The sequence below is a fragment of the Paludibacterium sp. B53371 genome (assembly GCF_018802765.1).
GTDB lineage: Bacteria > Pseudomonadota > Gammaproteobacteria > Burkholderiales > Chromobacteriaceae > Paludibacterium.
The window spans coordinates 937,340-962,519 of record NZ_CP069163.1; the positions used below are offsets into that span (position 1 = coordinate 937,340).

A 25,180-nucleotide genomic window follows, 5' to 3' on the forward strand; every position below is an offset into this window, starting at 1 on the left:
GTCATGCGGTTTTACCGAGGCTGATGCTAGCCTGAGCGGCATGACAACGTCCGCCATCCCCTCTTTTGATACGCCTCGCCTGCAGTTGCTGCCATTGGACGGCAGCGAACAGCAGGCGATTTTTCATCTGTATTCGCATCCGGATGTCAGTCGGCTGTTTGGTCAGGATTGCATGACGGAACCGGCGCAGGCGCGCTATTGGCTGGATGTGCAGGCGCAGATGCGCCAGCTCAATCTGGGGGTGACCTGGCTGCTGCGGCACAAGGCGAGCGGCGAGTGCATCGGCACGTTCAGTTTTGATGGCATCAACCTGCAATGGCACAACGTCGGGATCAGTTATGCCCTGCACCCCGACTTCTGGCATCAGGGGCTGATGAGCGAGGCCATGGCGCCGCTGCTGGCCTGGGCCTGGACCGGAGGGCTGGGGGTGAAGATGCATCGGGTGCAGGCGCTGGTTTTTCCGCAGAATGCCGCGTCGGTGGCCACTTTGTCACGGGCGGGCTTTGTGCGGGAAGGGCAGCGTCTGGGCCTGGTGTTCTGGCAAGGGCAATACTGGGATCTGGACAGCTACTGTCTGCTCAGTCCGCTGGCTGCGGCGCCAACTGACACACCGTAACCCAGGTGCCGTCTACAATCTGCTGCAGTCGGGCCGGCGAGACCCGTACCGCGGTATGGGTGCCACCGGCGGCCGGCATGACTTCTTCGAAATCCTGCAACGAGGTATCCAGATAGACCGGCAGGGGCTGGGCCAGCCCGAAGGGGCAGACGCCGCCGACCGGATGGCCGGTCAGTGTTTCGACCTCATGGGCGCCGAGCATCTTGCCTTTGCCGAATGCTGCCTTGAACAGGCGGTTGTCGATGCGGGCATCGCCCCGGGCGACCAGCAGTACCACGCGACCGTCGCCCAGCCGGAAGGCCAGGGTTTTGGCAATACGGCCCGGTTCCACGCCGTGCGCTTCTGCCGCCAGTGCGACGGTGGCGGTGCTGGTCGTCAGTTCGATGATCGGCAATTCGATCTGACGGCGTGCAAATTCGGCGCGGACGCTTTCCAGACTCATTGATCGTCTACTCCTGCAGCGCCAGCGCCAGGGTTTCCTTGATTTCTTCCATGACCACGTAGCTGCGCGACTCATTGGCTGCGGGCAGCTTGAGCAGGATGTTGCCCAGCAGTTCGCGGTACATCGACATGTCGGGAATGCGGGCCTTGATCAGGTAGTCGAACTCGCCCGAGACCAGGTGGCATTCGAGAATTTCCGGAATGTTTTGCACTTCGTGGCGGAAGGCATCGAAGATGTCACCGGATTTGGCGGACAGTTTGATTTCCACGAAAACCAGCAGGCTGGCGTTGAGCATGTGCGGGTTGAGCCGGGCATGGTAGCCCTCGATCACGCCCTCGCGTTCCAGCCGGCGTACCCGTTCGGTACAGGGGGTGGTGGAGAGACCAACCTTCTCGGCCAGGTCGGTGAGCGAAATGCGGCCATTGCTTTGCAGCAGCTGCAGGATTTTCAGGTCGACCTTGTCAAAGATCCGCTCGGCAGTGGTCTTCTTTCTCATGTGTACGCTGCACCCCCTGATGTGGATGAATATATTGATAATTTGCCAAAATTAGGGCAAAAGCACTGCTCTATAATCAATATACTACTTGAAATGACTTTGTTTTGGCCATTTCCCTGCCAAAAAAGCCTGGTCGTTTCATGCGTTGTGCTGAGCTTGCAGGACCGATTCCAGTGCGTTTTCCGCCGACAGGATGTGGAAGCGGATGAACTCTGCCGCTTCGTCAGCCTTGCCGGCCCGGCACAGTTCCAGCAGCCGGGTGTGCTCGGTGTGGGCCTGCTCCATGGTCTGGGTGAACAGGATCTGCATGCGGGTGTAGCGATCTGTCTTGTTGTGCAGCTGCTCGATCAGCGCCTGGGTGTTCGGACGTCGTGCGCTGCGATACAGCGCCATGTGGAAGCGGGCATTGAGCTCACCCCAGTGACGGATGTCATTGTTCTTGAGGGCCAGTTCGAATTCCTGCAGCGTTTGCTCGGCCAGCTGCAGGTCACTCTGGCTTTGTTGCGGCACAGAGTTGCGCAGCAGTTCGCTTTCCAGCAGGGCGCGGATGTCGAGCAGTTCCCGGATGTCATCGAAGGACAGCTTGGTCACCAGGGCACCCTTGTGGTCGATGATCTGGATCAGGCCTTCGGCCTCGAGCTGGCGCAGTGCCTCGCGCACCGGTACCCGACTGACGCCGTACTCGTTGGAGAGTGCTTCCTGACGTAATTGCTGTCCATCGGCAAATTCGCCGGAGAGGATGCGCTGGCGCAGTGATTCCGTGACGGCACTGGTCAGGGTTTGGCGCTTGATCGGCTGCATGGTGTTCATTTAAAGGGCGCTGTCGGTCAATCGAAAAGAATATGTTTTATGGCAACAGAATATACGGCGTTTCAGCTGTCCGACAAGAGAGCCACTGGGAAAAGTGGCAAAAAGATGAAAAAAACCGGGGAAAGGGCGGTTTGACGCTGGAAAGTGTCGTTATTTGCCTGCTTATGCCTGTCCATGGCCGAGGCGGGGCGGAAAATGAAAAACCCCGCTAAGGAGCGGGGTCTTCGGTATTCTGGGGTGGATGATGGGACTCGAACCCACGACAACCGGAATCACAATCCGGGACTCTACCAACTGAGCTACATCCACCACTGATCGGTTGTACAGGCTTTGGGCCTGCTTGCTGCGGTAATGCTGGGGTGGATGATGGGACTCGAACCCACGACAACCGGAATCACAATCCGGGACTCTACCAACTGAGCTACATCCACCACTGTTTGCTGCTTGTTGCCATCTTCTGGCGCGCCCGACAGGACTCGAACCTGTAACCCCCGGCTTAGAAGGCCGGTGCTCTATCCGGTTGAGCTACGGGCACGTACCGTCAGGCTCGTTCTGGTCGGGGCGGTGGGATTCGAACTCACGACCACCTGGTCCCAAACCAGGTGCGCTACCGGGCTGCGCTACGCCCCGACTACAGAGCCAGCAACTATACGGATCGAGTCATCTTGTGTCAATACCCGTTGAGCACGGGGGGATAAAAATGCGAAAATGGATATCTTTCCCCGGTGAGTTTTCAGGATCAGATATGGCGGCACAGCGTATAGACGGCAAGGCCGTCGCAGAGCAGTTGATTGATCAGGTCCGCCAGGGGGTGGAAGCACGGCGGTCGGCCGGCAAACGGGTGCCGGGCATTGCCTTCGTGCTGGTGGGGGATGACCCTGCCTCTGCCTCCTACGTTCGGGGCAAGAAGCGGGCTTGCGAGCGCACCGGCATCCAGTCGTTTGGCCATGATTTGCCGGCGACGGTTTCCCAGTCCGAGCTGCTGGCCCTGATGGATCAGCTCAATGCGGATGAGCAGGTCGATGGCATCCTGGTGCAATTGCCGCTGCCCGGCCATCTCGATGCCGAAACCGTGCTGGAGCGGATTGATCCGGCCAAGGATGTGGACGGTTTTCATCCCTACAATATCGGTCGTCTGGCGATGAAGATGCCGGTATTGCGTCCCTGTACCCCGCGCGGGGTCATGACCCTGCTGGCCCACTACCGGATTGAACCGGCGGGCAAGCATGCCGTGGTGGTGGGGGCTTCCAATATTGTCGGCCGGCCGATGGCGCTGGAGTTGCTGCTGGCGCGGGCCACCGTGACGGTCTGCCACAGCGCGACAACCGATCTGGCCGCCGAAGTGGCGCGGGCCGACATTCTGGTGGTTGCCGCCGGCCAGCCGGGTCTGATTCGCGGCGAGTGGGTCAAGCCTGGTGCGGTCGTGATGGATGTCGGTATTAATTATCGTGAAGATGGCAGTCTGTGCGGCGATGTCGATTTTGTCGCCGCCAGCGAGCGGGCGGCCTTCATTACCCCGGTACCGGGCGGGGTGGGACCGATGACCATTGCCAGCCTGATGCAAAATACCCTGGATGCGGCCAGCCGGCGCGACCCGGTCTAGTCGTCCGTCCGGGTTCACCTATCTATAAATTGATAAAAGACAAAGAGATCCGAATACATGAGTCATGCCAAACCTTCCGCCATCCTGCTGATCAGCTGCCCCGACAAAAAGGGCCTGGTGGCGGCGATTGCCAATTTCCTGATGACCTACAACGCCAGCATCATGCATGCCGACCAGCACCAGGATGACAGCGAACAGTTGTTCCTGATGCGGGTTGAATGGTCGCTGGATGGTTTTACCTTGCCGATGGATGATTTTGCCGCCGCCTTCCAGCCGATTGCCTCCGAGCACAATATGTCCTGGAGTGTCTCGCTGTCGGCACGCAAGCCGCGCATGGCCATCATGGTGTCTCATTACGAGCACTGTCTGGCGGATCTGCTGCATCGCTGGCGTATCGGTGAGCTGAACTGCGACATCCCGCTGATCATTGCCAACCATGAAGATTGCCGAAAACTGGCCGAATTCAACGGTATTCCCTTCCATGTGATTCCGGTGAACAAGGACAACAAGGCCGAGGCCGAGGCCGAGGCCGCGCAGTGGCAGTTGCTGGATGAGGCCGGTGTCGACCTGATCGTGCTGGCCCGCTACATGCAGGTGTTGTCGCCGGCCTTTGTCGCACGCTACCGCAACCGGGTGATCAACATTCATCACAGCTTCCTGCCGGCTTTCGATGGCGCCAAGCCTTACCATCGGGCCTTTGCCCGTGGTGTCAAGCTGATTGGTGCCACCAGCCACTATGTGACCGAGGTGCTGGATGACGGGCCGATCATCGAGCAGGAGGTCACGCGCATTTCCCATCGCGATGATGTCGACGATCTGATCCAGAAGGGACGCGATCTGGAGAAGGTGGTGCTGTCCCGTGCCGTACGCTGGCATCTGGACTATCGCATCCTGTCCTATGGCAACAAGACGGTCATTTTTGATTGAGTGATGCAATGAACCGTTTGCTGAATGATGCACTGGACCTGTTCCGTTTCCGGGTCAAACCGCTGCCGGCATACCACCATCCCTGGTGGCAGCTGGCGCTGCTGATCAGCCTGCTCGGTCTGGTGACCAGTGGCGGCTCGCCCGAGTTGGGGCACTACCTGCCGGGGCGGATCGGCTTCTGCATCGGTTACAACTGGCTGGAGACGCTGTTGTTCGTGCCCTTCATCGGTCTGTGGCTGCGCGTCAATCCCTGGCGTTTTACGCGCCCGCTGCTGGCGCTGATCGTGCTGGCCAGCAGCGTTCAGCTGCTGCAGCCGCTCACCAGCTGGTTGCCTGCCGATGTGGCAGACGGCCTGCTGCTGGTACTGATGGCTTATTCCCTGCTGGTGTTGAGCAATGCCCTGGCGCTGGCCTCCGGACAGGGGCGTCTGCGTGCCCTGCTGGGGATACTGCTGTTTTCGTTCTGTTCGGCTTTCCTGATGCAGGGGGCCTGGTATCTGAGCAGCCGGCAGGGCTGGGTCGATGCGCCGCAGAGTGCCTGGAATCCCTTCGCCCAGGCGGCATCGCTCCAGGATGCCGAGCCGCTGCCCCCCGCGGCCGACAGCAATGGCCAGAATGGTGCGGCCACCAGTCCCCAGCCTGCCGTCATGCCCTGATCCATTCCTTTCACTTCGCTGGACCGGCAAAGGTATCCCGCTCAAACAGGGCGGGAAACCAGCGCCGCCACAGTGCCACCACGATCAGGGTGCCCACGCCGCCCAGTACCACCGCCGGAACGGTGCCGAACCAGGCGGCCGTGATCCCGGATTCAAATTCCCCCAGTTGGTTGGATGTGCCGATAAAGATGAAGTTGACGGCGCTGACGCGTCCGCGCATGGCATCGGGTGTTTCCAGTTGAACCAGGGAGGAGCGGATCACCACGCTGACCATATCGCTGGCGCCCAGAACCACCAGGGCCGCGAGCGATAGCGGGAAGACGTGAGACAGGCCGAACACGATGGTACTCAGACCGAACAGGATGACGGCCCAGGCCATGTTGCGTCCGATGTGCCGGCGCAGCGGGTGGCGGGCCAGATAGAGCGAGGTGGCCAGCGCACCGATGGCCGGCGCGGTGCGCAGCAGTCCGAGTCCCCAGGGGCCGGTATGCAGGATATCGCGCGCATAGACCGGCAGCAGCGCCGTGGCGCCGCCCAGCAGCACCGAGAACAGGTCGAGCGAGATGGCGCCAAAGATCACCGGACGGGCGCGGATGAACTGCACGCCCGCCAGTGCCGAACGCAGCGACATGGGTTCTTTGGCGCGGCTTTGCCTGCCGGGTGGGAGGACCTGCAGCCAGGACATGGCCAGCAGCCAGATCAGCAGGCAGCTGCCGTAGACCGCGGCGGCACCAAGGGCAAAGATCATGCCGCCCAGTGCCGGCCCGATGATGACGGCGCTCTGTCGTGCCGAAGCGGCCATGGCCAGGCTGCGGGGCAGTTGTGTCTCGCTGGCCAGCGTGGGCAGCAAGGACTGCATGCTGGGGGATTCGAAAGCGCGTGCGCTGCCGGTAAGGACGGCGCAAGCGAAGATCAGTGTCAGGCTTTGCTGCTGGCTCAGGCAGGCCAGGGCCAGCAGGGTGGCGCCGAGTGCCTGCTGGCCCTGGGCATACTGAGCGATACGCCGGCGTTCAAACTGATCGGCGGTGTGGCCGACAATCAGGGTCAGCAGCAGTTGCGGCGCAAACTGCGCCAGTCCGATCAGGCCGAGAAAGAGCACGCTGTGTGACAGCTCATAGACCTGCCAGCCAAATGCCACGACCAGCATCTGATAGGCGAGGGTGGAGCAACTTTGGCTCAACATGAAGTGGCGGACAGGGCGGGCAGCGGGTTCGGCGTGGTCTGGCATGGGCTTGTATCACTGGATGGCGGGAAATTGTGTCTTCTGCGGCTTAACCACGATTTAGCGATCTGACAAAGCCGCTGTCAATCGTTTTCCTCCGAGTGTTTTTTGCAGGCGCTGGCTTTGGCTCACCGGTTAAAGCACGCGGTTTTGTCGTCTACATATATATTATCCTTTCAGTGGATTCTGATATGGTGTCTTGTTAGAACTTTTGTCAATAAAAGGCTGGTTAATGGCTTTTTTGTCCATTTATTTGCCAATGTCATAGCTTGTCGCAATTGCGAACAAATGCTTCCCGATCTGGAAATTCCGCAGTTGTCCCGCTTGTCGAAAATCAAATAAAAACAAATTCTTCTATAGAATAATGAGCAGCGTCGTATAGGCTTGATTTAGAAATTTCCCGGTGTATTGCCATGTGCTGTCGTACCGGGGAAGGAAATCGCTTGCCGCGAGCCAGAACTCGTGGTGACAGGCCGTTGCTGACGTATTTCGAAGAGATTGAATTTTGAGTGGGGCCGTGTCGCACAGATATATTTCCGGTTCTCGCCAAAGAAATCAGTGAAGCGAACGCTGATATAAAATCTACCCCATAGATGCCTCACTTCGATGCGCAATGAGTCAGAGCGTGCAGGGAAGTGGGGTGCTCCAAAACAGAACGTTGCGAATCCTTAAAACCGGCCGGCTCTGTCGCGCTCAGAGGGCGATGGTGTCGAGTTTATTTTGAAGGAGCGAATATCCGGCCCATCCGTGCCGGCATGTCGCTCTCCCAACCCAAGGTAGGATAAACATGACTTATTTGAAAGTAGCGGTAGGTTCGGCGCCTTCGACTTGTTTCGAAACCACGCGCTCGCTGGTTAACCTGGCGGAAACCGATTTCACCGACGTAGGTGCCGTTGTCCTGGGCATGGAAGACGTCGCTGCCGGCCGCATCAAGGAACTGGCTGCCAAGGGTCTGGAGATTCCGGTTTTTGTTGTGACCGGCTGCCACGAAAAAATGCCGGTTGATGTGCTGAAGAGCGTCAATGGCGTGATCGAGCTGGGCAAGCAGTCTGCCGTTTACTATGGCCGTCAGATCGAAACCGCGCTGACCAAGTACGAAGCCAGCCTGTACCCGCCGTTCTTCGGCATGCTGAAGCAGTATGTTGAAATGGGTAACTCGGCGTTTGACTGCCCGGGGCATCAGGGTGGTCAATTCTTCCGCAAGCATCCGGCCGGCCGTCAGTTCTTCGAATTCTTCGGCGAAACCGTCTTCCGCGCTGACCTGTGCAACGCCGACGTCAAGCTGGGCGACCTGCTGATTCACGAAGGTGCGCCGCACGATGCTCAGGCTTATGCTGCCAAGGTATTCAATGCCGACAAGACCTACTTCGTTCTGAACGGTACTTCCGCTTCCAACAAGGTCGTGACCAACGCCCTGCTGGCTCGTGGCGATCTGGTGCTGTTCGACCGCAACAACCACAAGTCCAACCACCACGGTGCCCTGATTCAGGCTGGTGCGACCCCGGTCTACCTGGAAACCGCGCGTAACCCGTTCGGCTTCATCGGTGGTATCGACGCACATTGCTTCGAAGAAAAATACCTGCGCGAACAAATCGCTGCCGTGGCACCGGAACGTGCCAAGGAAGCCCGTCCGTTCCGCCTGGCCATCATTCAGCTCGGCACCTATGACGGTACCATCTACAATGCCCGTCAAGTTGTCGACAAGATCGGTCACCTGTGCGATTACATCCTGTTCGACTCGGCCTGGGTTGGCTACGAACAATTCATCCCGATGATGAAGGACTGCTCGCCGCTGCTGCTGGATCTGCATGAAAACGATCCTGGCATCATCGTGACCCAGTCGGTTCACAAGCAACAAGCCGGTTTCTCGCAAACCTCGCAGATCCACAAGAAGGACAAGCACATCAAGGGTCAGAAGCGCTACTGCAACCACAAGCGTTTCAACAATGCCTTCATGCTGCACGCTTCGACCAGCCCGTTCTACGCGCTGTTCGCTGCCCTGGACGTGAACGCCAAGATGCACGACGGCGAACTGGGCCGCAAGCTGTGGGCTGACTGCGTCAAGGTCGGTATCGAAACCCGCAAGATGATCCTGAATGCCTGCAAGCACATCCGTCCGTTCGTTCCGGCGACCGTTGATGGCAAGAAGTGGCAGGATCACGACACCGAAACCATGGCCAACGATCTGCGCTTCTTCGAGTTCCAGCCGGGTGAAAAGTGGCACGCCTTCGAAGGTTACGAGAAGGGCCAGTACTTCGTTGACCCGTGCAAGCTGCTGCTGACCACCCCGGGTATCGATGCGGCGACCGGCAAGTACACCGAATTCGGCGTACCGGCGACCATCCTGGCCAACTTCCTGCGCGAAAACAACATCGTGCCGGAGAAGTGTGACCTGAACTCGATCCTGTTCCTGATGACCCCGGCCGAAGACATGGGCAAGATGCAGCACCTGGTTGCCCAGATCGCCCGCTTCGAACGCTATCTGGACGAAGATGCACCGCTGTCCGAAGTGCTGCCGACCGTGTATGCCAATAACGAAGAACGTTATCGCGGCTACACCATCCGTCAGCTGTGCCAGGAAATGCACAACCTGTATGTCAGCCGCGACGTGAAGCAGCTGCAGAAGGAAATGTTCCGCAAGGCCAAGCTGCCGAAGGTCGAAATGAACCCGCAGGAAGCCAACATCGAGTTCGTCCGTGGTAACGTCGAGCTGGTGGCGCTGGACAAGGCCGAAGGCCGCATCGCTGCCGAAGGCGCGCTGCCGTACCCGCCGGGCGTACTGTGCATGGTACCGGGCGAAGTTTGGGGCGGTGCTGCGCTGAAGTACTTCCTGGCGCTGGAAGAAGGCATCAACCTGCTGCCGGGCTTCTCGCCGGAACTGCAAGGCGTTTACATCCAGCAGGATGAAGATGGCCGCAAGCGTGCATATGGCTACATGCTGACCAAGTAATTCGCTGTTTGTCAGTGATCAAAACGGCCGGGTTTTCCCGGCCGTTTTGTTATTCAGAGTCCGCATTAATGCGGCATTAAGATTCACCCGCTATGATCAGGCACTACCCATTATTCTGAAAGGGGAATTGCTGATGAAGAAATCCACTCTCATTGGATCTTTGCTGCTGGCGACCATCGCTGCCAGCGCCTTCGCCGCCAGTCCGGCCAGCGAGCGCCGTACGGTCTTCAAACATTACAAGCAGTCGCTGGGCAGCATGAACAAAATGCTCAATGCCGGCAGTTTTGATCAGGCACAGTTTGCCGCTGCCGCCAAGTCGCTGGAAGCCGAGGCGCACACTCCCTGGCAGTATTTCCCGGCCGGTAGCAGCACCCGTGATACCAAGCCGGAAATCTGGAGCAATCCGCAAGGCTTCAAACAAGCCAGCGATGACTTCGAACGCAAGGTCAGCAAGCTGAACCAGGTCGCCGCCGCCGGCGATGTGAATCAGGTCCGGGCGAGCTTCCGTGAAGTCCAGCAGTCCTGCAAGGCCTGTCACGACAAGTTCCGCAACTGATCCTCAGTCGGTTTCGACCCGCTCCCTGCGCTGGCGCATCCATTTGCGCCAGCCTCGTCCTCCCAAGATCACCCCGGCCAGCCCCAGCATGACCAGCCACTGATAATGGCCCAGGTCGGCAAACAACAGATGGACGGTCTCGCCGAACACATAGCCTGCTCCGGCCACCAGTGGCGCCCAGATCGCGGCACCAATCATGTTGTACAAAACAAAATGCCGCGTGGCGATACCACTGTTACCGATGATGATCGGGCCGGCAATGCGCAGACCGTACATGAAGCGGATCAGGACGATGATTCGGCGCTGATAGCGCAGCAACAGGGCATTGACCTGGGCGACATGTCCGGCAAGGCGGGGATAGCGGGCAATCAGGGGGCGCCCGAGATACTTGCCCAGCAAAAAGAAGAACAGATCGCCGAGGCTGCCGGCAAAGAAGGCGGTCAGCACGACCAGCGGGAAGGAAAGATAACCCTGGTGGGCGGCAAAACCGGCCAGAATCAGGATGGTCTCGCCTTCCAGCAGGCAACCGATCAGGACAGCCCAGTAGCCATAGTTGGCAAGAAGTGCAGCAAAGCTCATGATGGCCCGGTGTGACTACAAATGATAAGCCGCAATGTAACAGATACGACTTTGGTGTAGAACATGACATTGCTCTGACTGGTATATCGAGTCAAACCTGCTTAAATCCAGAGTAATCCCATGAGACAGCAGGTTGGCGTCGAGAAGATCGTGCAGCAGGGTCTGGATCACAAACCAGCAATGATCGGGGGACGGTAAATGCGCTGGAAGACATGGGTAATGGGGGTGCTGTTGACGGCCAGTAGCGTCGCCATGGCAGCCAGGCCGATGTCCATCGTTCTGTCCAATCAGGAGTATCCGCCTTATGAGGGACAGTCGCTGGCCGGTCACGGTTTGTTGAGCAGGGTGGTGAGCGAGGCTTTTCGCCTGCAGAACGTCAAAGTGCACTATGTGTTCTACCCCAACAACCGTAACCTGCAGTCGGCCCGGACCGGGGCCGTCGATGGCAGCCTGGGTTGGGCCATCACCCCGGAGCGACAGAAGGATCTGTTGTATACCGATCCGGTCATGAGTCTGCGCATGGTGTTTTTTCAGCGCAAGGATCATCCCTTGTCGTGGAAGAGTCTGCAGGATCTGAGTGACAGCCGTATTGGCATCACCACGGGCAACACCTATTCGCAGGAATTTGGCCGCCTGCAGTCGGCCGGCATTCTGCACACCGAGACATCGCCGGATGATTTGTCCAACCTGCGCAAGCTGTTGGCAGGTCATATCGATCTGTTCCCGATCGATTCGGAGGTGGGGGCACTGATGTTGATGCAGCATTTCCCGCGTGCCCAGCGCGTTCAGGTGGAGGCGCAGGACAAGCCGTTCTGGATTGCCAAAGTCCATGTGGTGATCTGGCGCCACCATCCTCAGGCAGCGGAGCTGGTGCGCCGCTTTAACCGTGGCCTGTCTCAGTTGCGCGCCTCGGGGGAATTCAACCGACTGATCGAGAACACCCGCAACCAGATTTATCAGGGCCTCGATCCTCATTAGCTACAGGGAGGACCGCATCATGCGCCTGTTGACCCGTCTGATCATGTGGTTGTCTCTGCTCACGCTGGCCATGAGCTGCCGGGCAGAGCAACCGGAAATCAGCATCGTCCTTTCCAATCAGGAATATCCGCCCTACATGGGGCAAAGCATGGCCGGCGATGGTTTGATGTCGCGGGTGGTGAGTGAGGCTTTTCGCCTGCAGAACGTCAAGGTGCGCTATGTGTTCTATCCCAATAACCGTACCTTGCAGTCGGCGCGCACCGGTGCGGTGGATGGCAGCCTGGGCTGGGCCATTACCCCGGAGCGACAGAAGGATTTGTTGTATACCGATCCGGTCATGAGCCTGCGCATGGTGTTCTTCCAGCGCGCCGATCATCCCGTCGCCTGGAAGCACATGCGGGACCTGGCCTCCCGGCGTATTGGCATTACCAGCGGCAATACCTATTCGGAAGAATTCAGCCGGTTGCAGGCCGCCGGGGTGCTGCATCCCGAAGCCTCGCCGGATGATGTCTCCAATTTGCGCAAACTGCAGGCAGGCCATCTGGACCTGTTTCCAATCGATTCGGAGGTCGGCGCCTTGCTGATGGTGCAGAATTTCCGTCCGGATCAGCGAGCGCAGGTGGTGGCACAGCCAGAGCCGTTCTGGACTGCACCGATGCATGTGGTGATCTGGCGCCGGCATCCGCTTGGCGCCGAACTGGTTCGGCGTTTCAATCTCGGCCTGAAGCAACTGCATGCCTCCGGCAAGTTCAATCAGCTGGTGGAAGAAACCCGCAACGAGATTTACCTGAGTCTGGATCACAACTGATCGTGAGTGCGGCCCGGCTTGGTCCGGGCCGGAGACAGCCGCGCAGGCCGCCTGCGCGCCAGAGACTCATTCCTGCTCTTCGTCGGCCTCCAGTTCGGCCCGCAAGCGGGTGAAGAACTGATGAATCGCGGCCACATTGGGCGAAATCGCCCCCAGCCAGTCGGCCCGGTCCTCGGGGCTGATTTCCTGCAGGTAGCCCTTCATCTCTTCGTCAGGCTGCCCTTCGAAGGCCAGTGCCATGATCGGGGCCAGCAGCTCGGCCTGCTGCGGATCATCCAGCAGCAGCGTCCAGTCGTCATAGACCAGCTGCATGCCTTCGACAAAACCCTGAGCCCAGTCGTTGCCGCGGAACACGCCGTGCTCATCCGCATCCAGCCAGGGATGGAAGGGCTGTCCGGATTGCAGGGTATGCGAAATATCCAGCCAGTGGCGCATCAGCAGGTGTGCAAACCGTTCCAGCCCCTGTGCGCCGGGAAAGGCGTCCTCGTCGTCGAAGGCATCGCCGAGAATGATCGGCAGGCATTCCGTCGGACGGATGGGCATCGGGCCGCACAGCAGGGCGGTAAAGAACCCGTCGAGCTGTTCGAGGTTCATGCAATCCTGATCGCTGAACCGGGCCAGCGTCTCGGCCAGGCGCTGATAGTCCCGGTCGGTCAAGGCTTCGTAATTCATGATGTGGCTCGCGAGTTGATGTTGCCGGCATTATCGGCGCTTTACGTCCTCAACGGGGAAAAATCTGTCTGTGGATGGACCCCTTCTGTCAGCGCAGAGTGGCTCTGTGATGCCGTATGCCACGCTGCCAGAATGGCACGGTTCTTTTGACGGAGAGCTGTACCATGACTGAGTTTGTCAAGACTGCGCGGACGCGGATGCGTCATTGCGCCCATAAAGCCAGCTATGACCGGGAAACGATCTATCAGGTGATCGACGATATCCCGGAATGCACCATTGCCATCTGCGACGCGGACAGCGGACTGCCCCGCCAGATGGTCTCGACCCACTGGCGGGTCGAGGATGCCCTGTACATTCATGGCAGCAATGGCAGCCGTTTTGGCCAGCAGCTTGCCGCCGGCTGTCCCGCCGCGGTTTCCCTGGCGGTCACCGACGGGCTGGTGCTGGCCCGCTCGGCATTCGATACCTCGATCAATTTCCGCTCGGTCATGGCCTATGGCGCTTTTGAGGTTGTTCGGGAAGAAACGGAACGGTTGCAGTTGCTGCAGGCTTTCTATGAAAAGCTGCTGCCTGGTCGCTGGCAGGAGGTGCGTCAGCCAACCGTACAGGAAATGGCGGCCACCCTGGTGTTGCGCTTTGCGCTGACCGAAGTGGTGGCCAAACTGTCGACCGGCGAGCCGGATGATGGCGCCGAGGCCCCCGGTCAGTGGGGCGGAGTGTGGACGTATCACCATGGCTGGGGCGAGATCGTGCCGGACAGCCGGAGCCAGACCTTGCCGCTGCCTGCCAGCGTTGCCCGGCAGCGGGCGAAATGAAAACAGCCGGTCAGGACTGACCGGCTGTTGACCTGGCGCGCTTCAGGCTCGGGACTTTTCTTGCAGGATCGCGTAGATCTGATCCTTCAGCAGCAATTTCTGCTTCTTGAGGGTCTCGATTTCCAGCTGTCCCAGGTGCTCCTGCCCATTCTCGACATTCTGAATACGTTGATCCAGTTCATTATGCTCATCGAACAGACGCTCAAAATGCCGATCATGTTGTTTCAGATGGGTAATCAGTTCTCGGTGCTCTCTAAACATCGAACCTCCTTTGCCTGGTTGCCATGTCCCCAGACTACGCCGATGTGCGGTAAATAACAGCTGAAATCCGGTGTGGTGTGAAAGCTTGTTGCGATGACGCAAACAATCCTGTTTCGAGGAGGAAAATCGGTTCTGTCGCCGCCGCCAAGGTGCGAAACTCGATGTTTGGGCGCCTGACTGTCGTCAGGTCGGTGCGGTTGGCTGACGTAAAAGAGCCCGGCACAAGGCCGGGCCAAAACGAAACACGGTGAAAACGGCTAGGTCGCAGCCTGGTCGCTCAACCTGGCTGCGATAACAAAACCGTCGGGTATAGTTATAGGCTTGACGGTGGGTGGCTGTCAAGTAAACTGTACTCATTGGTTTAATTAAGGGTGGTCATGCGAGTCAAAAGTGAAGCCAAGCGCAACAGTATCCTGCAGGCAGCGCTGACCGTCTTCCAGCGTCACGGTTTCGAAGGCAGCGCGATGGATGAGATTGCCCGGCAGGCTGGTTGCTCCAAGGCCACGCTGTATAGTTACTATCCCTCCAAAGAAGCCCTGTTCATGGCCGCCATGGATGCGCACTGTGCCTCGCGCTTCACCGATGCTTTTGCCAATCTGCGTTATGACGGCAACCTGGAGGCCTCCCTGCAGGATTTCGGTCTGGCACTGTTGCCGACGCTTCTGGCTGACGATCTGCTGGCCATGCGTCGCAGCGTGATGGCAGAGGCCGGCAGCTCGCCGGTCGGGAAGCTGTTCTACGAACGGGGGCCGAAGCAGGGGCAGGGGCGGCTGGCGGACTTTCTGCAGACCCAGATGCAGGCCGGACGCTTGCGCCAGGCCGATGCATGGCGTTGCGCCCGCCATCTCTTGTCTTTGCTGGAGGGTGATTTCCTGATGCTGGCCATGCTGGATGTGTCGCCACGTCCGACGCGCGAGGTGCTGGCCGAACATGTTGCCGAGGTCGTCGCGGTCTTTCTCTGTGCTTATCTTCCCACCGCGAACGCCTGATGCCCGCTTGATCCGCATGTGCTACTTTTCCGCTATACACGGTCGGAATTGTCGGAGAGCCCATGCGTCGATGTCTTCTTGTCCTGCTGTCGTGTCTGTGGTGTACCCTGGCTGCGGCATCGCCATCCCCGGCCCCGGGGACCGAGGCCAGTGCCGCTGTCATGGCCTCGGCCGACAGCGCTGAGCTGCTGGTTGCCCATCGCCCCATTTTTACCTTCCGGACCGCATTGTTCGGGGCCTCGCCCAAAGAGCGCGCCGAGCGGGCCCGTGTGCTGGTCGAGCAAATGCTGGCTCAGGACGGACCGCTGACTGTTCAACTGCAGCCCAATCCGCTCGGACAGCTGGTGTTGCTGGGAAACCGGCTGGTGTTTGTGATCAGCCCGGGCGACGTGGATCCTTTGCGGCAGGAAACCCTCAACGGGGTGGCCACGGCCGCTGCGGCGCAGCTGGAACGGGTGGTGGCGGAAACCCGGGAGGCCAGCAATCTGCATGCGGTTTTGCTGGCCTTGTTGTGGAGCGGGCTGGCCACGCTGTGGCTGCTGCTGATGCTCTGGGGACTGGCCAGACTGCGCCGCTGGCTGGCGGCCTTGCTGCTCCGTCTCGCCGAGCGCAAGGTCAGTGCCCTGCGTGTCGGCAATGTCGAGCTGATCGAGCGCCGTTACCTCTACCCTCTGCTCGGGCGTTTGCTGGCACTGCTCAACGGCCTGTTGGTCTTGCTGCTGTGCTATCGCTGGCTGAGCTTTGTGCTGCTGCGCTTTCCCTATACCCGCCCCTGGGGCGAGACGCTGAACCAGTCGTCCCTGGCGCTGGCGCAGCGCCTGTTCGATGCGGTGATCAGTGCCTTGCCCGGTCTGGGGGTGGCACTGGTGATTTTCTTCCTGGCCAGGCTGGTGGTCGGACTGGTGGGGCATGTCTGCCAGCGACTGGCGGAAGGCGGTGCCAGTGGCAACTGGCTGAACAGCGATACCCTGCCCACGACGCGGCGCCTGCTGGCGATTGCCATCTGGCTGTTTGCCCTGGCCATGGCCTATCCCTATCTGCCCGGCGCCCAGACCGAGGCCTTCAAGGGCTTGTCGGTCTTGCTGGGGTTGATGGTGACACTCGGTGCCTCCAGTATTGTGGGCCAGGGTGCCGCCGGCCTGATCCTCACTTATACACGGACCTTTCGCCCGGGGGATTATGTCCAGATCGGTGAGCATGAGGGCACCGTGCAGCAGGCCGGGATGTTTACCACCCGTATTCGCACCGGTACCGGCATCGAACTGACCTTGCCCAATGCCCTGATTGCCGGCAGCGTGACACGCAACTACTCCCGGCGGGCATCCGGTGGCGGGGTCTTGCTGGAGACGAGCGTCAGTATCGGCTATGACACGCCCTGGCGTCAGGTCGAGGCCATGCTCCTGGAGGCCGCCGGACAGACGCCCGGCATCTTGTCCGAGCCGCCTGCCAGGGTTTATCAGACGGCGTTGCAGGACTTCTATCCGGTCTACCGGCTGGTGGTGGTGCTGTCGCACGAGGGCCCGCCCAGGGTGGATGTGTTGTCCGCCCTGCATGCCAGGATCCAGGATGTGTTCAATCACTACGGGGTGCAGATCATGTCGCCGCACTACATGGCCGACAGTGCCACGCCCAAGGTGGTGGCGCCACAGGACTGGCATCTGCCGCCCGCGTCACCGCCATAGCCGGACTTACTTCAGTTCGTCTGCGGACGGCTCCAGCACGCGGCGCAGTTTCGCCAGCAGCCAGTTAACCCATGGCGACTGATGGAAGAAGTAGTTCCAGGTCGGATGGTCGGTCGCGCCGAGCGTGCGCTTGAAGCCATAGCTGGTGGCTCCCAGTTCGATTTCCCGGCAGCCGCGTGCCTGAGCGACTTCGACCGATCGAATGAACATGGCAAAGTACAAACCATGCTCATGGCTGTGTGCGTAATCCATGCCGATGAACATATTCATCATCTGATCACCCTTGCCCAGCAGTTGGGTGAACCCGATCAGCCGGTCATCCTGATAGAACAACAGATAGGTACTGCTGGCGCTGGTGCGCCGGAAATACGCCGGTTCGAGCCGGCCAAATTTGACTGGTGCCTTCTGCCAGGTCTGCAGATAGAGCGCATAGAGGCGTTCCAGCTCGGTCTCCGGCAGTCCGTCATGAAGCACATAGCGCAATGCCGAGGCTTTGTTCAGTTTGCGTTTCAGCAGATTGCGCTTGTCGCTCCTGAGCGAGCCGTAATAGTTGCCATTCAGCTTCAGTACCGGCACAGGCAGGCCGACGACCCGGGTAAATTCCGGCAAGGCCAGATCGGCGCCATATCCCTTCCAGGCAATCAATTGGCCCTTTTGCTTGAGTCGGTCACTGACCAGCCGGGTGATCTCGGGGGTCAATTCGCCCTCGACTCGCCCAAAATCGGCCACCGGATGGCCGACACAAGCCATCGGGACGGTTAGCCATGCCAGCGCTGATTTCAGCCAGCCGTCGGACAGCATGGTATTGAGCTGAAAATCGGTCACGAAGTAGGGCAGCGTACACAGCCGCCGACCATCCTGTTCGATACTGAAAAAACCATGCTCAAAGCCGGGCAGACAGCCTTCGGCAAAGGCGCGGTAAAAGATTTCGTCATCGGCGAAACCTGACAGAAAGCCGTCGGGAGGCAGGGCGTGTTCAGTCAGGGTCATGGGCATGATGGTGAGGGAAAGCTGACAAGGTGTCTGCCAGCAGCAGATTCGGGTGATCGATATCGCCTAAGCGAAAGGTGGTTTCGCCTACTTGTTGCATGCCTTGAGCCAGATAAAAGTGCAGGGCGGCCGTGTTGTATGCCCAGATGCTCAGCCACAAGGGGGCAGGTGCCGCTGTGCGACAGGCGGCCAGCAGGCGCTGGCCAAGACCCCGGCGGGCGAAGCCGGGGTGAACATACAGGGTTTCCAGTTCGCAGCCCCCCACTTCTGGGATGGGGCCGGCCGGGGCGCGATTCAGCCGGGCATAGGCGAGCAGGCGCGGGCCGTCCGCGGCCAGCAGGATCCGTTGCTGCGGGTCGGCCAGCCAGCGCCGGAACTGTGCCGGACTCAATGAATGCAGCACATGGCGTGCCATGTCTGGCTCAATGCCGTCTACTGCATAGGTATGCAGCCAGACCAGCATGGCCAGTGCGGACAAGCCGTCGGCATCGGTTTCCCGGGCTGAGCGGATCTCGGCATTGAGGGCCATGTGCTTTTAACGCGGCGGGATGTCCAACGCACGCTGGACTGCGGGGCGTGCCAGGAAGGTCTGCAGGACGCGCTCGACTTCGGCAAAGTCACCATAGCCGACCAGATCGCCCGCCTGATAATAGTCGCGCAGGGTTCGTACCCAGGGCAGGATGGCCATGTCGGCAATGGTGTAGGCCTGGCCCATCATCCAGTCCTTGCCGCAAAGATGACGATCCAGTACCCCCAGCAGCCGACGGGCCTCGGCGGCGTAGCGGTCACGCGGACGCTTGTCTTCAAACGCGGCACCGGCAAATTTGTGGAAGAACCCCAGCTGGCCAAACATCGGCCCGACGCCGCCCATCTGGAACATCAGCCACTGAATGGTTTCATGGCGGCCTGCAGCGTCGGCGGGCAGGAAGCGCCCCGTCTTTTCTGCCAGGTACAGCAGGATGGCACCAGACTCAAACAGGCCGAACGGCTTGCCGTCCGGTCCATTCGGATCAAGGATGGCCGGAATCTTGTTGTTGGGGTTGAGCGACAGAAATTCGGGTGACAACTGCTCATTGCTGTCGAAGTGAACAGTATGCGCCTCGTAGGGCAGGCCGGTTTCCTCCAGCAATACAGAAACCTTGATGCCATTCGGCGTGGGCAGTGAATACAGTTGCAGGCGGTCGGGATGTTGTGCCGGCCATTTGCGGGTAATCGGGAAAGCGGACAGATCGGTCATGCTGGCTCCTCAAGAGGACGGACTGAGCCATCTAGCATAAAGGAATCTGTCCGCGAGGTGTGGCCGTTGTCAGACGGCCAGTTTGTGGTGCATGTGATCGGCCCAGTCGTCGAACTCGGTTTCGTCCAGCGCCACCAGCCGCAGCACGCCTTCCTTGATTTCATCCCAGCCGGCGTCGACATTGCCGGGCGTGAGTGTGCGCCAGACATGCAGCGCGGCACGGGTGATGGCAATCGACAGGCGCATGGGCTGGTCAATCGGCAGATCGGATTGCGGATCGTAAACGGTCGCATCATGCTGCAGCAGGATGGCCTGACAAAATGTCTCGGGCATGTTCCAGGCGCGGGCCACGAGATAGCCGACAATCTCGTGGCAGGTGCCATGCAGTTCGTTTTCGATTTTGGCGCTGCGGCCATCCGAAGCCATCTCGATCAGTTGCAGGGTGCGCTCATAATTTTTGTAGCGCATCAGCATCAGGGCGATGCCGCAGCCATGGAACAGCGCATAGGTCTGGCAATCTTCCGGGGTATGCACGATATGGTTGCACAGCGCCTTGCTGATCTGTGCCGTCAGCATGGCACGCTCCCAGAATTGTTCGATACTGGCCGGGGCATCGCCGGTCAGGCGGCTGCGCAGCACCAGGCCGCTGATCAGGCTGACCACGTTTTTACTGCCGAGGATGTTGATGGCTTGCGATACCGAGCTGATCGTGCGGGTATGGGCAATCAGCGGGCTGTTGGCGGCTTTGAGGACCGCGGCGGACAGTGCGACGTCCGACTCGATGACTTGTCCGATTTTCTGCAGATTGACGTTCGGGTCGTCCCGCAGTTTGAGCAGGCTGTCCAGTACCGACGGCCGTGGCGGAATCACCAGGTTTTTCAGTAGTTTGTCGCGTTCTGCTGCGCTGATTTGTCCGTGATCGACACTCATTATTCACCCCGTTGCCTGCCAATGATCGTCTGGCGTCCGGCTTGGCCCACTACTCCGGCCGAACGGGACGCACAGAATCCCTAATCGAGTTATAGGCAGATCCTTGCACGATCGCAGCCAGAATGCAAAACGGGCGCCTGCGGGCACCCGTTCTGGTCAACCGGCAATCAGCCAGTCCGGATCAATCCTGGGCATCCGCCATGCGGGCACCCTGGAAATCGATCTCCTGCAGCGGCACGACACGCGTCCGGTGCTTGTACTTGTAGCCCAGCCAGAACAGTACGAACAAGGGGATGCCGATGTAGGTGGCGACCACCCCGTTCCAGTCGATCTTGGTGCTGGTGAAGGCGGCATAGTCCTGACCCAGCATGATCAGCATGCACAGGCTGAAGGCAAAGATCGGACCCAACGGGAACAGCAGGGCACGATAGGGTAGGCTCTCCAGCTCGATGCCTTGCGCAACCAGGCCCTTGCGGAAGCGGTAGTGGCAGACGGCAATACCCAGCCAGGCAATGAAGCCGGTCATCCCCGCCGAGTTCAGCAGCCAGAGATAGACATCGTTGTTGTTGAACAGCGAGCTGAGGAAGCACAGACCGGCAATGGCCGTGGTCACATACAGCGCGTTGCGCGGCACGCCGCTCTTGGACAGCTTGCCGAATGCCTTGGGGGCCATGCCGTTATGCGCCATGGTGTAGAGCATGCGGGTCGAGGCATACATGCCGGAGTTGCCGGTCGACAGCACCGCCGACAGGATGGCGGCATTGATCAGGCTGGCGGCAAAAGCCAGGCCGGCACGCTGGAACACCAGGGTAAACGGGCTGGCGCCCACGTCTTCCATGCCATTCTTCAGCAGCGACGGGTCGTTGTAAGGCAGGATCATGCCGACGACCAGAATCGACAGCATGTAGAACATCAGGATACGCCAGAAGATCTGACGGACGGCGCGCGGGATGGTGGCCTTGGGATTATCCGCCTCACCGGCGGCGACACCGATCAGCTCGGTGCCCTGGAAGGCAAAGCCGACGATCATCGACACACTGATGAAGGCAGGTATGCCGCCGACAAAGGAAGATCCGCTCAGGGTGAAAATGCCGAGGCCGGGGTGCATGCCATGCACCACGGGGGCACCCATGATCCCGACGATCATCAGCAGGCCCAGGACGATGAAGATGAGGATGGTGATCACTTTCAGCAGTGAACACCAGTATTCGGCCTCACCGAATCCTTTGACCGAGAAGTAATTCAGGGCAACGATAATGCCGAGGAACAAGGCGCTCCAGATCCATCCCGGTGTTGCCGGAAACCAGTAATGCATGATGATGGACGCGGCTGACAATTCGACGGCGATGGTCACCGCCCAGCTGTACCAGTAGTTCCAGCCGAGCGCAAAACCGAAAGCCGGATCGACAAAGTTCGATCCGTACACTTGAAAAGAACCGGATACCGGCATGTAGGCGGCCATTTCGCCCAGGCTGGTCATCAGGAAGTACACCATCAGGCCGACAACACCGTAGGCCAGCAGGGCTCCGCCCGGGCCGGCTGTAGCCACGGTCGCTCCAGAGGCAAGGAACAGACCCGTGCCGATTGAACCCCCGATTGCAATCATGGACAGGTGGCGTGACTGGAGCTCACGCCGCAGTCCAGGCGTTTCCCGGTTTTTTTCCATAATGTTTGATTCCTAGTTGTTATCGATGCGGTTTCTTCGGTTTTTCCGCACCGGTTGGGCTTGCCTCGTGACAAACCATCAATGACCCGGGTACCAGCGAGACCCGAGGGCGTTTTACAACCAAGAAGTCTCCACCCACTCCCGTGTGGACACCTCTTTCTCCCAACAACAACGGACCACCCCTGCGGATGGATGAAGACAGACCCCCTGTCTTCATTCAACACCGGAAAACGCAATCTGTAAGCCTGGATTAATGCTTTTTGACTGTTTCGGTCTCTTTTTTTATGCGTAATCATCCCGGGGGGGAGTGCTCACGATAAAAGCCGAACATTGCAAAGCAAAGACGCCAGAGGGCTTACTGCTGCGCAGCAGTCGATTCTGACAAATGGGCGGGAAAAAAGGTCGGACGGGAGAGAGACAGCAAACCCCGGGACAACGATTCCATCACGCTCATCTGATGGAATCGGCTGTTCCGGTCAGATGAGCTTCGGCTTACTTAACCTGTTCACCAGGCGCACGGCGACCACCCCGCAGGCGGCGGGGTTATGCGTGGTGGCGGTCAAGTCGAAAGTCATCATGGGGCGCGATGCTAGACCACAAACTTGCACGGCGCAAGACGAAATGCGCAACAAAAAAGCAGGTTTTTCCAGCGTGAACGGCAAAGCACGCTATATGGTGATTTGCACGGATAATTCTGATTGAAAAGCGTGGTTTTTTTACCGCACTTTGATGGTTTGCCGGGGTGGTTTGGGCGCCGGTGGCAACCCATACAACATAGGTGTTTGTTGGGTTTTGCCTACATATCATTATTTGCCGATGATTCCCGCCTTCGTCACGCCTGCCGCAGGGTTGAGCGATGGGTCGCTGACGGCTCTGTCCAGGCGAGCGATGGGCTCTCTTTTCGGTTGTCCTAGTTGAATGTCATGTTTTGTCCGGCGAGTCATGTAGTATGGGTGGTGTGTTTGATTGGCCGTGTCTATGCGATGGAGTCTGCCCGGATGAGCCCGCTTCCAAACAGCCTGAACTTACCCATTCCCCTGATTCAGGCGCCGATGGCCGGCAGCCCGACGACACCTGCCCTGGTTGCCGCCGTCAGCCAGGCCGGCGCCCTCGGCTCACTGGCGGCCGGTATGCTCGGTCCGACAGCGATGACGCAGGCCATGCAGGCCGTCCGCGCACTGACGGACCAGCCGTTTGCCGTCAATCTCTTTGTGTTGCCCCCCCCGGCGCCGGAACCCACCGAGGTAGAGAGGGCGAGAGCCCGTCTGGCACCGTTTTATCAGCGCCATGGTTTGAGCGTGCCGCAGCCAGATCGCTGGTGTGAAGACTTTTCAGCCCAGCTGGAGGCCGTGCTGGCCGACCCGCCTGCCTGGCTCAGTTTCACCTTCGGAATATTGAGTGCCGAACAGGTTCAGCGCTGCCATCGGGCCGGAAGCCGGGTTATCGGCACGGCGACGACCGTGGCAGAGGGGCTGGCCTGGCAGTCCGTAGGGGCCGATGCCGTCTGTGCCCAGGGTGCCGAGGCAGGTGGACATCGTGGCAGCTTTCTGGTGACGGGGCAGGCCGGCCTGATCGGCAGTATGGCCCTGGTGCCGCAGATGGTCGACAGGCTGTCGATCCCGGTGATCGCGGCGGGCGGGGTGATGGACGGACGGGGGATCGCCGCCTGTCTGCTGCTCGGTGCGCAGGCCGTGCAAATGGGAACGGCCTTTCTGCTGTGTGAGGAAAGCGGCATTGATGTTGCCTGGCGTGCCGCGCTGATGACGGCGCAAGACGATCAGACCAGGGTCACACGGGTATTTTCCGGGCGGGCGGCGCGTGGCCTGAATAATGCTTTTATCGAACAGATGTCAGCCTGCGAGGACGAGGTACCGGCCTATCCGCTGCAGAACGCCTTGACGGCGCCATTGCGTCAGGCCGCCGCCCGCCAGGGGCGGGCTGACGAACAGTCGCTATGGGCCGGCCAGGGGGTGGCCATGGCACGCGCCATGCCGGCCGGTGCACTGGTGCGCCGGCTGGATGCCGAATGGCGTGCCTTGTTGCCCGGATGGTCTGCCCGCCGGGCTCAGAACGGCTCGGTGTAATACGACTGATGCTTGGCCAGTACGATGCGGAAATGGTCAAAGTGCCGCCGCAGAATCAGGCGCAGGATGGCAACGCCGATCAAGGCTGCCAGGATCGCGCCCTGTACCAGACAGAATGTCGACCACCAGTGACTGATGGTCGGCAGTTCGCCCGGCAGCAGCAGTCTTGCGGCTGAGCTTTCCAGGTGATCGAGGGCAAGGCTGCTCAGCGCACTGAGCAGAGCGGTACGCCAGAGGATGGCCCACCAGATGCGCAGGGCATGGCGGTAGGTCACCTCGATTTCCTCAAGTTTGGCAGGGGATGGAATCATTTTTCACTTCTTCTCGTTCAGCCATTGTCGGGTAAGTGCCTGCCAGTCCGCCTGTTGTGACGCCAGGTCGCTGGCGGCCTGATGCAGCGAGGCCTCTACATTGCTGCTTTGCAAATTGCTCCAGCGCCACAATGCCCGGCTCAGCGCCTGGCCCTCTTCCGATTGCTGGAAGGCTGCAAAGGCCGGCAGTGACTTCCCGTATTGTCTGGCCAGCTGGTCCAGTGCTGCTCCGCGCTGAACGGCCAGCAGGTCGCAGATCACCCCCAGGGCAGCCGGGCTGCCACTCGGGTGTGCATGGCGCAACTGACGCACATTGGTTGACATGGCCAGTAACTGTTGTCGCTGCTTCATGAGCTCCGGCGCCGGCATCTGATCTCGCTGGATCGAAATGGGGGTGGAGGTCATCTGACTCAGCCCTTCGCCAACCAGTTGATCCAGCGCCCGGTTGAAGGCGAGGTACTGCTGCCCGGCCGGGCTGCGCAAATAGACCAGCAGGCGGTCGACGCCTTGCTGATTCAGGTTTTCCTGCAGCGCCTGCGCCAGTGTGTGGCGCCACTGGGAGGCCGGCAGGCTGGCAAACACCTGATGGACCACCGGGCGAATATCTCGGGTCAGCCGCGCCGTGACCGCCTTGGTGCCTTCGGCGCCGAGGCGGTTGTCCGGGTCGAGACTGTGCAGGTTCTGTCGGGTCAGCAGCATGACGGCGGCCTGCTCGGCAGCCGCCTGGCGACTTGACTGCGGCTGATTGCCGGCCAGCAGCATGGTCAGCGTCTGAATCGATGGCTGGCTGGCTTGCGCCTGCGAGCTGTCCGCGGCAATGGCAGATTGTGCGAGGCAGATGATCAGGGCGAGCTGGCTGCCGAGTCGCAGCCAGGGAGAGCGGGTTGTCATCAGTGATCT

General features: G+C 59.8%; 27 protein-coding genes and 4 tRNA genes. 13 read left to right on the forward strand and 18 right to left on the reverse strand.

Going from position 1 to position 25,180, the window contains the following annotated elements:
* Positions 1–40: 40 nt before the first annotated feature.
* Positions 41–616, forward strand: a complete 576-nt coding sequence (locus JNO51_RS04460) for a GNAT family N-acetyltransferase (RefSeq protein WP_215781822.1) — start codon at positions 41–43, stop codon at positions 614–616.
* Here the strand turns inward: JNO51_RS04460 and JNO51_RS04465 are convergent.
* The 7 genes from JNO51_RS04465 to JNO51_RS04495 all read right to left on the reverse strand — a co-directional run bounded on the left by JNO51_RS04465 (position 579) and on the right by JNO51_RS04495 (position 2,994).
* Entirely contained in the window at positions 579–1,058 is a 480-nt protein-coding gene (locus tag JNO51_RS04465; protein ID WP_215781823.1) for a YbaK/EbsC family protein, read from the reverse strand. The two genes, JNO51_RS04460 and JNO51_RS04465, sit on opposite strands and share 38 nt — an antisense overlap.
* 7 nt (positions 1,059–1,065) lie before the next feature.
* Positions 1,066–1,554, reverse strand: a complete 489-nt coding sequence (locus tag JNO51_RS04470; RefSeq protein ID WP_215781824.1) for a winged helix-turn-helix transcriptional regulator — start codon at positions 1,552–1,554, stop codon at positions 1,066–1,068.
* Positions 1,555–1,692: 138 nt separating this feature from the next.
* A complete protein-coding gene (locus JNO51_RS04475; RefSeq protein ID WP_252346187.1) occupies positions 1,693–2,355 on the reverse strand; it encodes a GntR family transcriptional regulator in 663 nt (220 codons plus the stop codon).
* A 242-nt stretch (positions 2,356–2,597) separates the two neighbouring features.
* Positions 2,598–2,673, reverse strand: a tRNA-His gene (locus JNO51_RS04480).
* Between the two features lie 46 nt (positions 2,674–2,719).
* A tRNA-His gene (locus JNO51_RS04485) sits at positions 2,720–2,795 on the reverse strand.
* Between the two features lie 27 nt (positions 2,796–2,822).
* Positions 2,823–2,899: transfer RNA gene (locus JNO51_RS04490), tRNA-Arg, on the reverse strand.
* Between the two features lie 18 nt (positions 2,900–2,917).
* Positions 2,918–2,994, reverse strand: a tRNA-Pro gene (locus tag JNO51_RS04495).
* Positions 2,995–3,109: 115 nt separating this feature from the next.
* Here JNO51_RS04495 and folD point away from each other — a divergent pair.
* The 3 genes from folD to JNO51_RS04510 are packed head-to-tail and all read left to right on the forward strand — an operon-like array spanning position 3,110 to position 5,550.
* The gene (gene folD, locus JNO51_RS04500) at positions 3,110–3,967 is read left to right on the forward strand and encodes a bifunctional methylenetetrahydrofolate dehydrogenase/methenyltetrahydrofolate cyclohydrolase FolD (protein ID WP_215781826.1); all 858 of its coding nucleotides are present in this window, start codon (positions 3,110–3,112) and stop codon (positions 3,965–3,967) included.
* 57 nt (positions 3,968–4,024) lie between these two features.
* Entirely contained in the window at positions 4,025–4,894 is an 870-nt protein-coding gene (gene purU / locus JNO51_RS04505) for a formyltetrahydrofolate deformylase (protein ID WP_215781827.1), read from the forward strand.
* A gap of 8 nt (positions 4,895–4,902) precedes the next feature.
* A complete protein-coding gene (locus JNO51_RS04510; protein WP_215781828.1) occupies positions 4,903–5,550 on the forward strand; it encodes a hypothetical protein in 648 nt (215 codons plus the stop codon).
* 10 nt (positions 5,551–5,560) lie between these two features.
* On the opposite strand, the gene JNO51_RS04515 is transcribed toward JNO51_RS04510, so the two are convergent.
* Positions 5,561–6,778, reverse strand: coding sequence for an MFS transporter (locus JNO51_RS04515; protein WP_215781829.1), 1,218 nt, complete (start codon positions 6,776–6,778; stop codon positions 5,561–5,563).
* Positions 6,779–7,559: 781 nt separating this feature from the next.
* Between JNO51_RS04515 and speF the strand changes: the two genes are divergently transcribed.
* Both speF and JNO51_RS04525 read left to right on the forward strand, forming a co-directional pair.
* Positions 7,560–9,722, forward strand: coding sequence for an ornithine decarboxylase SpeF (speF, locus tag JNO51_RS04520; protein ID WP_215781830.1), 2,163 nt, complete (start codon positions 7,560–7,562; stop codon positions 9,720–9,722).
* Positions 9,723–9,855: 133 nt separating this feature from the next.
* Positions 9,856–10,278, forward strand: coding sequence for a cytochrome c (locus JNO51_RS04525; protein WP_215781831.1), 423 nt, complete (start codon positions 9,856–9,858; stop codon positions 10,276–10,278).
* Positions 10,279–10,281: 3 nt separating this feature from the next.
* Here the strand turns inward: JNO51_RS04525 and JNO51_RS04530 are convergent, their stop codons facing one another.
* Positions 10,282–10,857 (reverse strand): DedA family protein, encoded by a 576-nt coding sequence (locus JNO51_RS04530; protein ID WP_215781832.1) that lies wholly within the window; start codon positions 10,855–10,857, stop codon positions 10,282–10,284.
* A 198-nt stretch (positions 10,858–11,055) separates the two neighbouring features.
* On the opposite strand from JNO51_RS04530, the gene JNO51_RS04535 reads away from it, so the two are divergent.
* Together JNO51_RS04535 and JNO51_RS04540 are read left to right on the forward strand one after the other, a co-directional pair.
* On the forward strand, positions 11,056–11,835 hold the full coding sequence (locus JNO51_RS04535; protein ID WP_215781833.1) for an ABC transporter substrate-binding protein: 780 nt from the start codon (positions 11,056–11,058) through the stop codon (positions 11,833–11,835).
* Between the two features lie 19 nt (positions 11,836–11,854).
* On the forward strand, positions 11,855–12,643 hold the full coding sequence (locus JNO51_RS04540; protein ID WP_215781834.1) for an ABC transporter substrate-binding protein: 789 nt from the start codon (positions 11,855–11,857) through the stop codon (positions 12,641–12,643).
* 66 nt (positions 12,644–12,709) lie between these two features.
* Here JNO51_RS04540 and JNO51_RS04545 read toward each other — a convergent pair whose 3' ends face one another.
* Positions 12,710–13,315, reverse strand: coding sequence for a UPF0149 family protein (locus JNO51_RS04545; protein ID WP_215781835.1), 606 nt, complete (start codon positions 13,313–13,315; stop codon positions 12,710–12,712).
* A 164-nt stretch (positions 13,316–13,479) separates the two neighbouring features.
* Here JNO51_RS04545 and JNO51_RS04550 point away from each other — a divergent pair, with 164 nt between their 5' ends.
* Positions 13,480–14,130, forward strand: coding sequence for a pyridoxamine 5'-phosphate oxidase family protein (locus tag JNO51_RS04550; protein WP_215781836.1), 651 nt, complete (start codon positions 13,480–13,482; stop codon positions 14,128–14,130).
* A gap of 42 nt (positions 14,131–14,172) precedes the next feature.
* Here the strand turns inward: JNO51_RS04550 and JNO51_RS04555 are convergent, their stop codons facing one another.
* Positions 14,173–14,391, reverse strand: a complete 219-nt coding sequence (locus tag JNO51_RS04555) for a YdcH family protein (RefSeq protein WP_215781837.1) — start codon at positions 14,389–14,391, stop codon at positions 14,173–14,175.
* Positions 14,392–14,768: 377 nt separating this feature from the next.
* On the opposite strand from JNO51_RS04555, the gene JNO51_RS04560 reads away from it, so the two are divergent.
* Entirely contained in the window at positions 14,769–15,380 is a 612-nt protein-coding gene (locus tag JNO51_RS04560) for a TetR/AcrR family transcriptional regulator C-terminal domain-containing protein (RefSeq protein ID WP_215781838.1), read from the forward strand.
* Between the two features lie 62 nt (positions 15,381–15,442).
* Entirely contained in the window at positions 15,443–17,062 is a 1,620-nt protein-coding gene (locus tag JNO51_RS04565; RefSeq protein WP_215781839.1) for a mechanosensitive ion channel family protein, read from the forward strand.
* A 6-nt stretch (positions 17,063–17,068) separates the two neighbouring features.
* Here the strand turns inward: JNO51_RS04565 and JNO51_RS04570 are convergent, their stop codons facing one another.
* The 5 genes from JNO51_RS04570 to JNO51_RS04590 form a co-directional block, all read right to left on the reverse strand.
* Positions 17,069–18,052, reverse strand: coding sequence for a GNAT family N-acetyltransferase (locus JNO51_RS04570; RefSeq protein ID WP_215781840.1), 984 nt, complete (start codon positions 18,050–18,052; stop codon positions 17,069–17,071).
* Entirely contained in the window at positions 18,039–18,581 is a 543-nt protein-coding gene (locus tag JNO51_RS04575; protein WP_215781841.1) for a GNAT family N-acetyltransferase, read from the reverse strand. The genes JNO51_RS04570 and JNO51_RS04575 overlap by 14 nt, the downstream gene beginning before the upstream one ends.
* Before the next feature lie 6 nt (positions 18,582–18,587).
* The gene (locus tag JNO51_RS04580; RefSeq protein ID WP_215781842.1) at positions 18,588–19,289 is read right to left on the reverse strand and encodes a glutathione S-transferase N-terminal domain-containing protein; all 702 of its coding nucleotides are present in this window, start codon (positions 19,287–19,289) and stop codon (positions 18,588–18,590) included.
* A gap of 69 nt (positions 19,290–19,358) precedes the next feature.
* The gene (locus tag JNO51_RS04585; RefSeq protein ID WP_215781843.1) at positions 19,359–20,219 is read right to left on the reverse strand and encodes an HDOD domain-containing protein; all 861 of its coding nucleotides are present in this window, start codon (positions 20,217–20,219) and stop codon (positions 19,359–19,361) included.
* Between the two features lie 181 nt (positions 20,220–20,400).
* Complete coding sequence (locus tag JNO51_RS04590; protein ID WP_371822878.1) at positions 20,401–21,825, reverse strand: amino acid permease; 1,425 nt, start codon at positions 21,823–21,825, stop codon at positions 20,401–20,403.
* 540 nt (positions 21,826–22,365) lie between these two features.
* On the opposite strand from JNO51_RS04590, the gene JNO51_RS04595 reads away from it, so the two are divergent.
* The gene (locus JNO51_RS04595; protein WP_215781845.1) at positions 22,366–22,587 is read left to right on the forward strand and encodes a hypothetical protein; all 222 of its coding nucleotides are present in this window, start codon (positions 22,366–22,368) and stop codon (positions 22,585–22,587) included.
* 296 nt (positions 22,588–22,883) lie between these two features.
* Entirely contained in the window at positions 22,884–23,969 is a 1,086-nt protein-coding gene (locus JNO51_RS04600) for a nitronate monooxygenase family protein (protein ID WP_252346188.1), read from the forward strand.
* Here JNO51_RS04600 and JNO51_RS04605 read toward each other — a convergent pair.
* Both JNO51_RS04605 and JNO51_RS04610 read right to left on the reverse strand, forming a co-directional pair.
* Positions 23,951–24,280, reverse strand: a complete 330-nt coding sequence (locus JNO51_RS04605; protein ID WP_215781847.1) for a hypothetical protein — start codon at positions 24,278–24,280, stop codon at positions 23,951–23,953. The two genes, JNO51_RS04600 and JNO51_RS04605, sit on opposite strands and share 19 nt — an antisense overlap.
* Positions 24,281–24,283: 3 nt before the next feature.
* The gene (locus JNO51_RS04610; RefSeq protein WP_215781848.1) at positions 24,284–25,171 is read right to left on the reverse strand and encodes a hypothetical protein; all 888 of its coding nucleotides are present in this window, start codon (positions 25,169–25,171) and stop codon (positions 24,284–24,286) included.
* Positions 25,172–25,180: the final 9 nt, after the last annotated feature.

Bases quoted from the DNA above. Each gene is read 5' to 3' on its own strand.
- JNO51_RS04460 (WP_215781822.1), top strand. From the start codon at position 41: ATGACAACGTCCGCCATCCCCTCTTTTGATACGCCTCGCCTGCAGTTG.
- JNO51_RS04465 (WP_215781823.1), bottom strand. From the start codon at position 1,058: ATGAGTCTGGAAAGCGTCCGCGCCGAATTTGCACGCCGTCAGATCGAA.
- JNO51_RS04470 (WP_215781824.1), bottom strand. From the start codon at position 1,554: ATGAGAAAGAAGACCACTGCCGAGCGGATCTTTGACAAGGTCGACCTG.
- JNO51_RS04475 (WP_252346187.1), bottom strand. From the start codon at position 2,355: ATGCAGCCGATCAAGCGCCAAACCCTGACCAGTGCCGTCACGGAATCA.
- folD (WP_215781826.1), top strand. From the start codon at position 3,110: ATGGCGGCACAGCGTATAGACGGCAAGGCCGTCGCAGAGCAGTTGATT.
- purU (WP_215781827.1), top strand. From the start codon at position 4,025: ATGAGTCATGCCAAACCTTCCGCCATCCTGCTGATCAGCTGCCCCGAC.
- JNO51_RS04510 (WP_215781828.1), top strand. From the start codon at position 4,903: ATGAACCGTTTGCTGAATGATGCACTGGACCTGTTCCGTTTCCGGGTC.
- JNO51_RS04515 (WP_215781829.1), bottom strand. From the start codon at position 6,778: ATGCCAGACCACGCCGAACCCGCTGCCCGCCCTGTCCGCCACTTCATG.
- speF (WP_215781830.1), top strand. From the start codon at position 7,560: ATGACTTATTTGAAAGTAGCGGTAGGTTCGGCGCCTTCGACTTGTTTC.
- JNO51_RS04525 (WP_215781831.1), top strand. From the start codon at position 9,856: ATGAAGAAATCCACTCTCATTGGATCTTTGCTGCTGGCGACCATCGCT.
- JNO51_RS04530 (WP_215781832.1), bottom strand. From the start codon at position 10,857: ATGAGCTTTGCTGCACTTCTTGCCAACTATGGCTACTGGGCTGTCCTG.
- JNO51_RS04535 (WP_215781833.1), top strand. From the start codon at position 11,056: ATGCGCTGGAAGACATGGGTAATGGGGGTGCTGTTGACGGCCAGTAGC.
- JNO51_RS04540 (WP_215781834.1), top strand. From the start codon at position 11,855: ATGCGCCTGTTGACCCGTCTGATCATGTGGTTGTCTCTGCTCACGCTG.
- JNO51_RS04545 (WP_215781835.1), bottom strand. From the start codon at position 13,315: ATGAATTACGAAGCCTTGACCGACCGGGACTATCAGCGCCTGGCCGAG.
- JNO51_RS04550 (WP_215781836.1), top strand. From the start codon at position 13,480: ATGACTGAGTTTGTCAAGACTGCGCGGACGCGGATGCGTCATTGCGCC.
- JNO51_RS04555 (WP_215781837.1), bottom strand. From the start codon at position 14,391: ATGTTTAGAGAGCACCGAGAACTGATTACCCATCTGAAACAACATGAT.
- JNO51_RS04560 (WP_215781838.1), top strand. From the start codon at position 14,769: ATGCGAGTCAAAAGTGAAGCCAAGCGCAACAGTATCCTGCAGGCAGCG.
- JNO51_RS04565 (WP_215781839.1), top strand. From the start codon at position 15,443: ATGCGTCGATGTCTTCTTGTCCTGCTGTCGTGTCTGTGGTGTACCCTG.
- JNO51_RS04570 (WP_215781840.1), bottom strand. From the start codon at position 18,052: ATGACCCTGACTGAACACGCCCTGCCTCCCGACGGCTTTCTGTCAGGT.
- JNO51_RS04575 (WP_215781841.1), bottom strand. From the start codon at position 18,581: ATGGCCCTCAATGCCGAGATCCGCTCAGCCCGGGAAACCGATGCCGAC.
- JNO51_RS04580 (WP_215781842.1), bottom strand. From the start codon at position 19,289: ATGACCGATCTGTCCGCTTTCCCGATTACCCGCAAATGGCCGGCACAA.
- JNO51_RS04585 (WP_215781843.1), bottom strand. From the start codon at position 20,219: ATGAGTGTCGATCACGGACAAATCAGCGCAGCAGAACGCGACAAACTA.
- JNO51_RS04590 (WP_371822878.1), bottom strand. From the start codon at position 21,825: ATGATTGCAATCGGGGGTTCAATCGGCACGGGTCTGTTCCTTGCCTCT.
- JNO51_RS04595 (WP_215781845.1), top strand. From the start codon at position 22,366: ATGAGCTTCGGCTTACTTAACCTGTTCACCAGGCGCACGGCGACCACC.
- JNO51_RS04600 (WP_252346188.1), top strand. From the start codon at position 22,884: ATGAGCCCGCTTCCAAACAGCCTGAACTTACCCATTCCCCTGATTCAG.
- JNO51_RS04605 (WP_215781847.1), bottom strand. From the start codon at position 24,280: ATGATTCCATCCCCTGCCAAACTTGAGGAAATCGAGGTGACCTACCGC.
- JNO51_RS04610 (WP_215781848.1), bottom strand. From the start codon at position 25,171: ATGACAACCCGCTCTCCCTGGCTGCGACTCGGCAGCCAGCTCGCCCTG.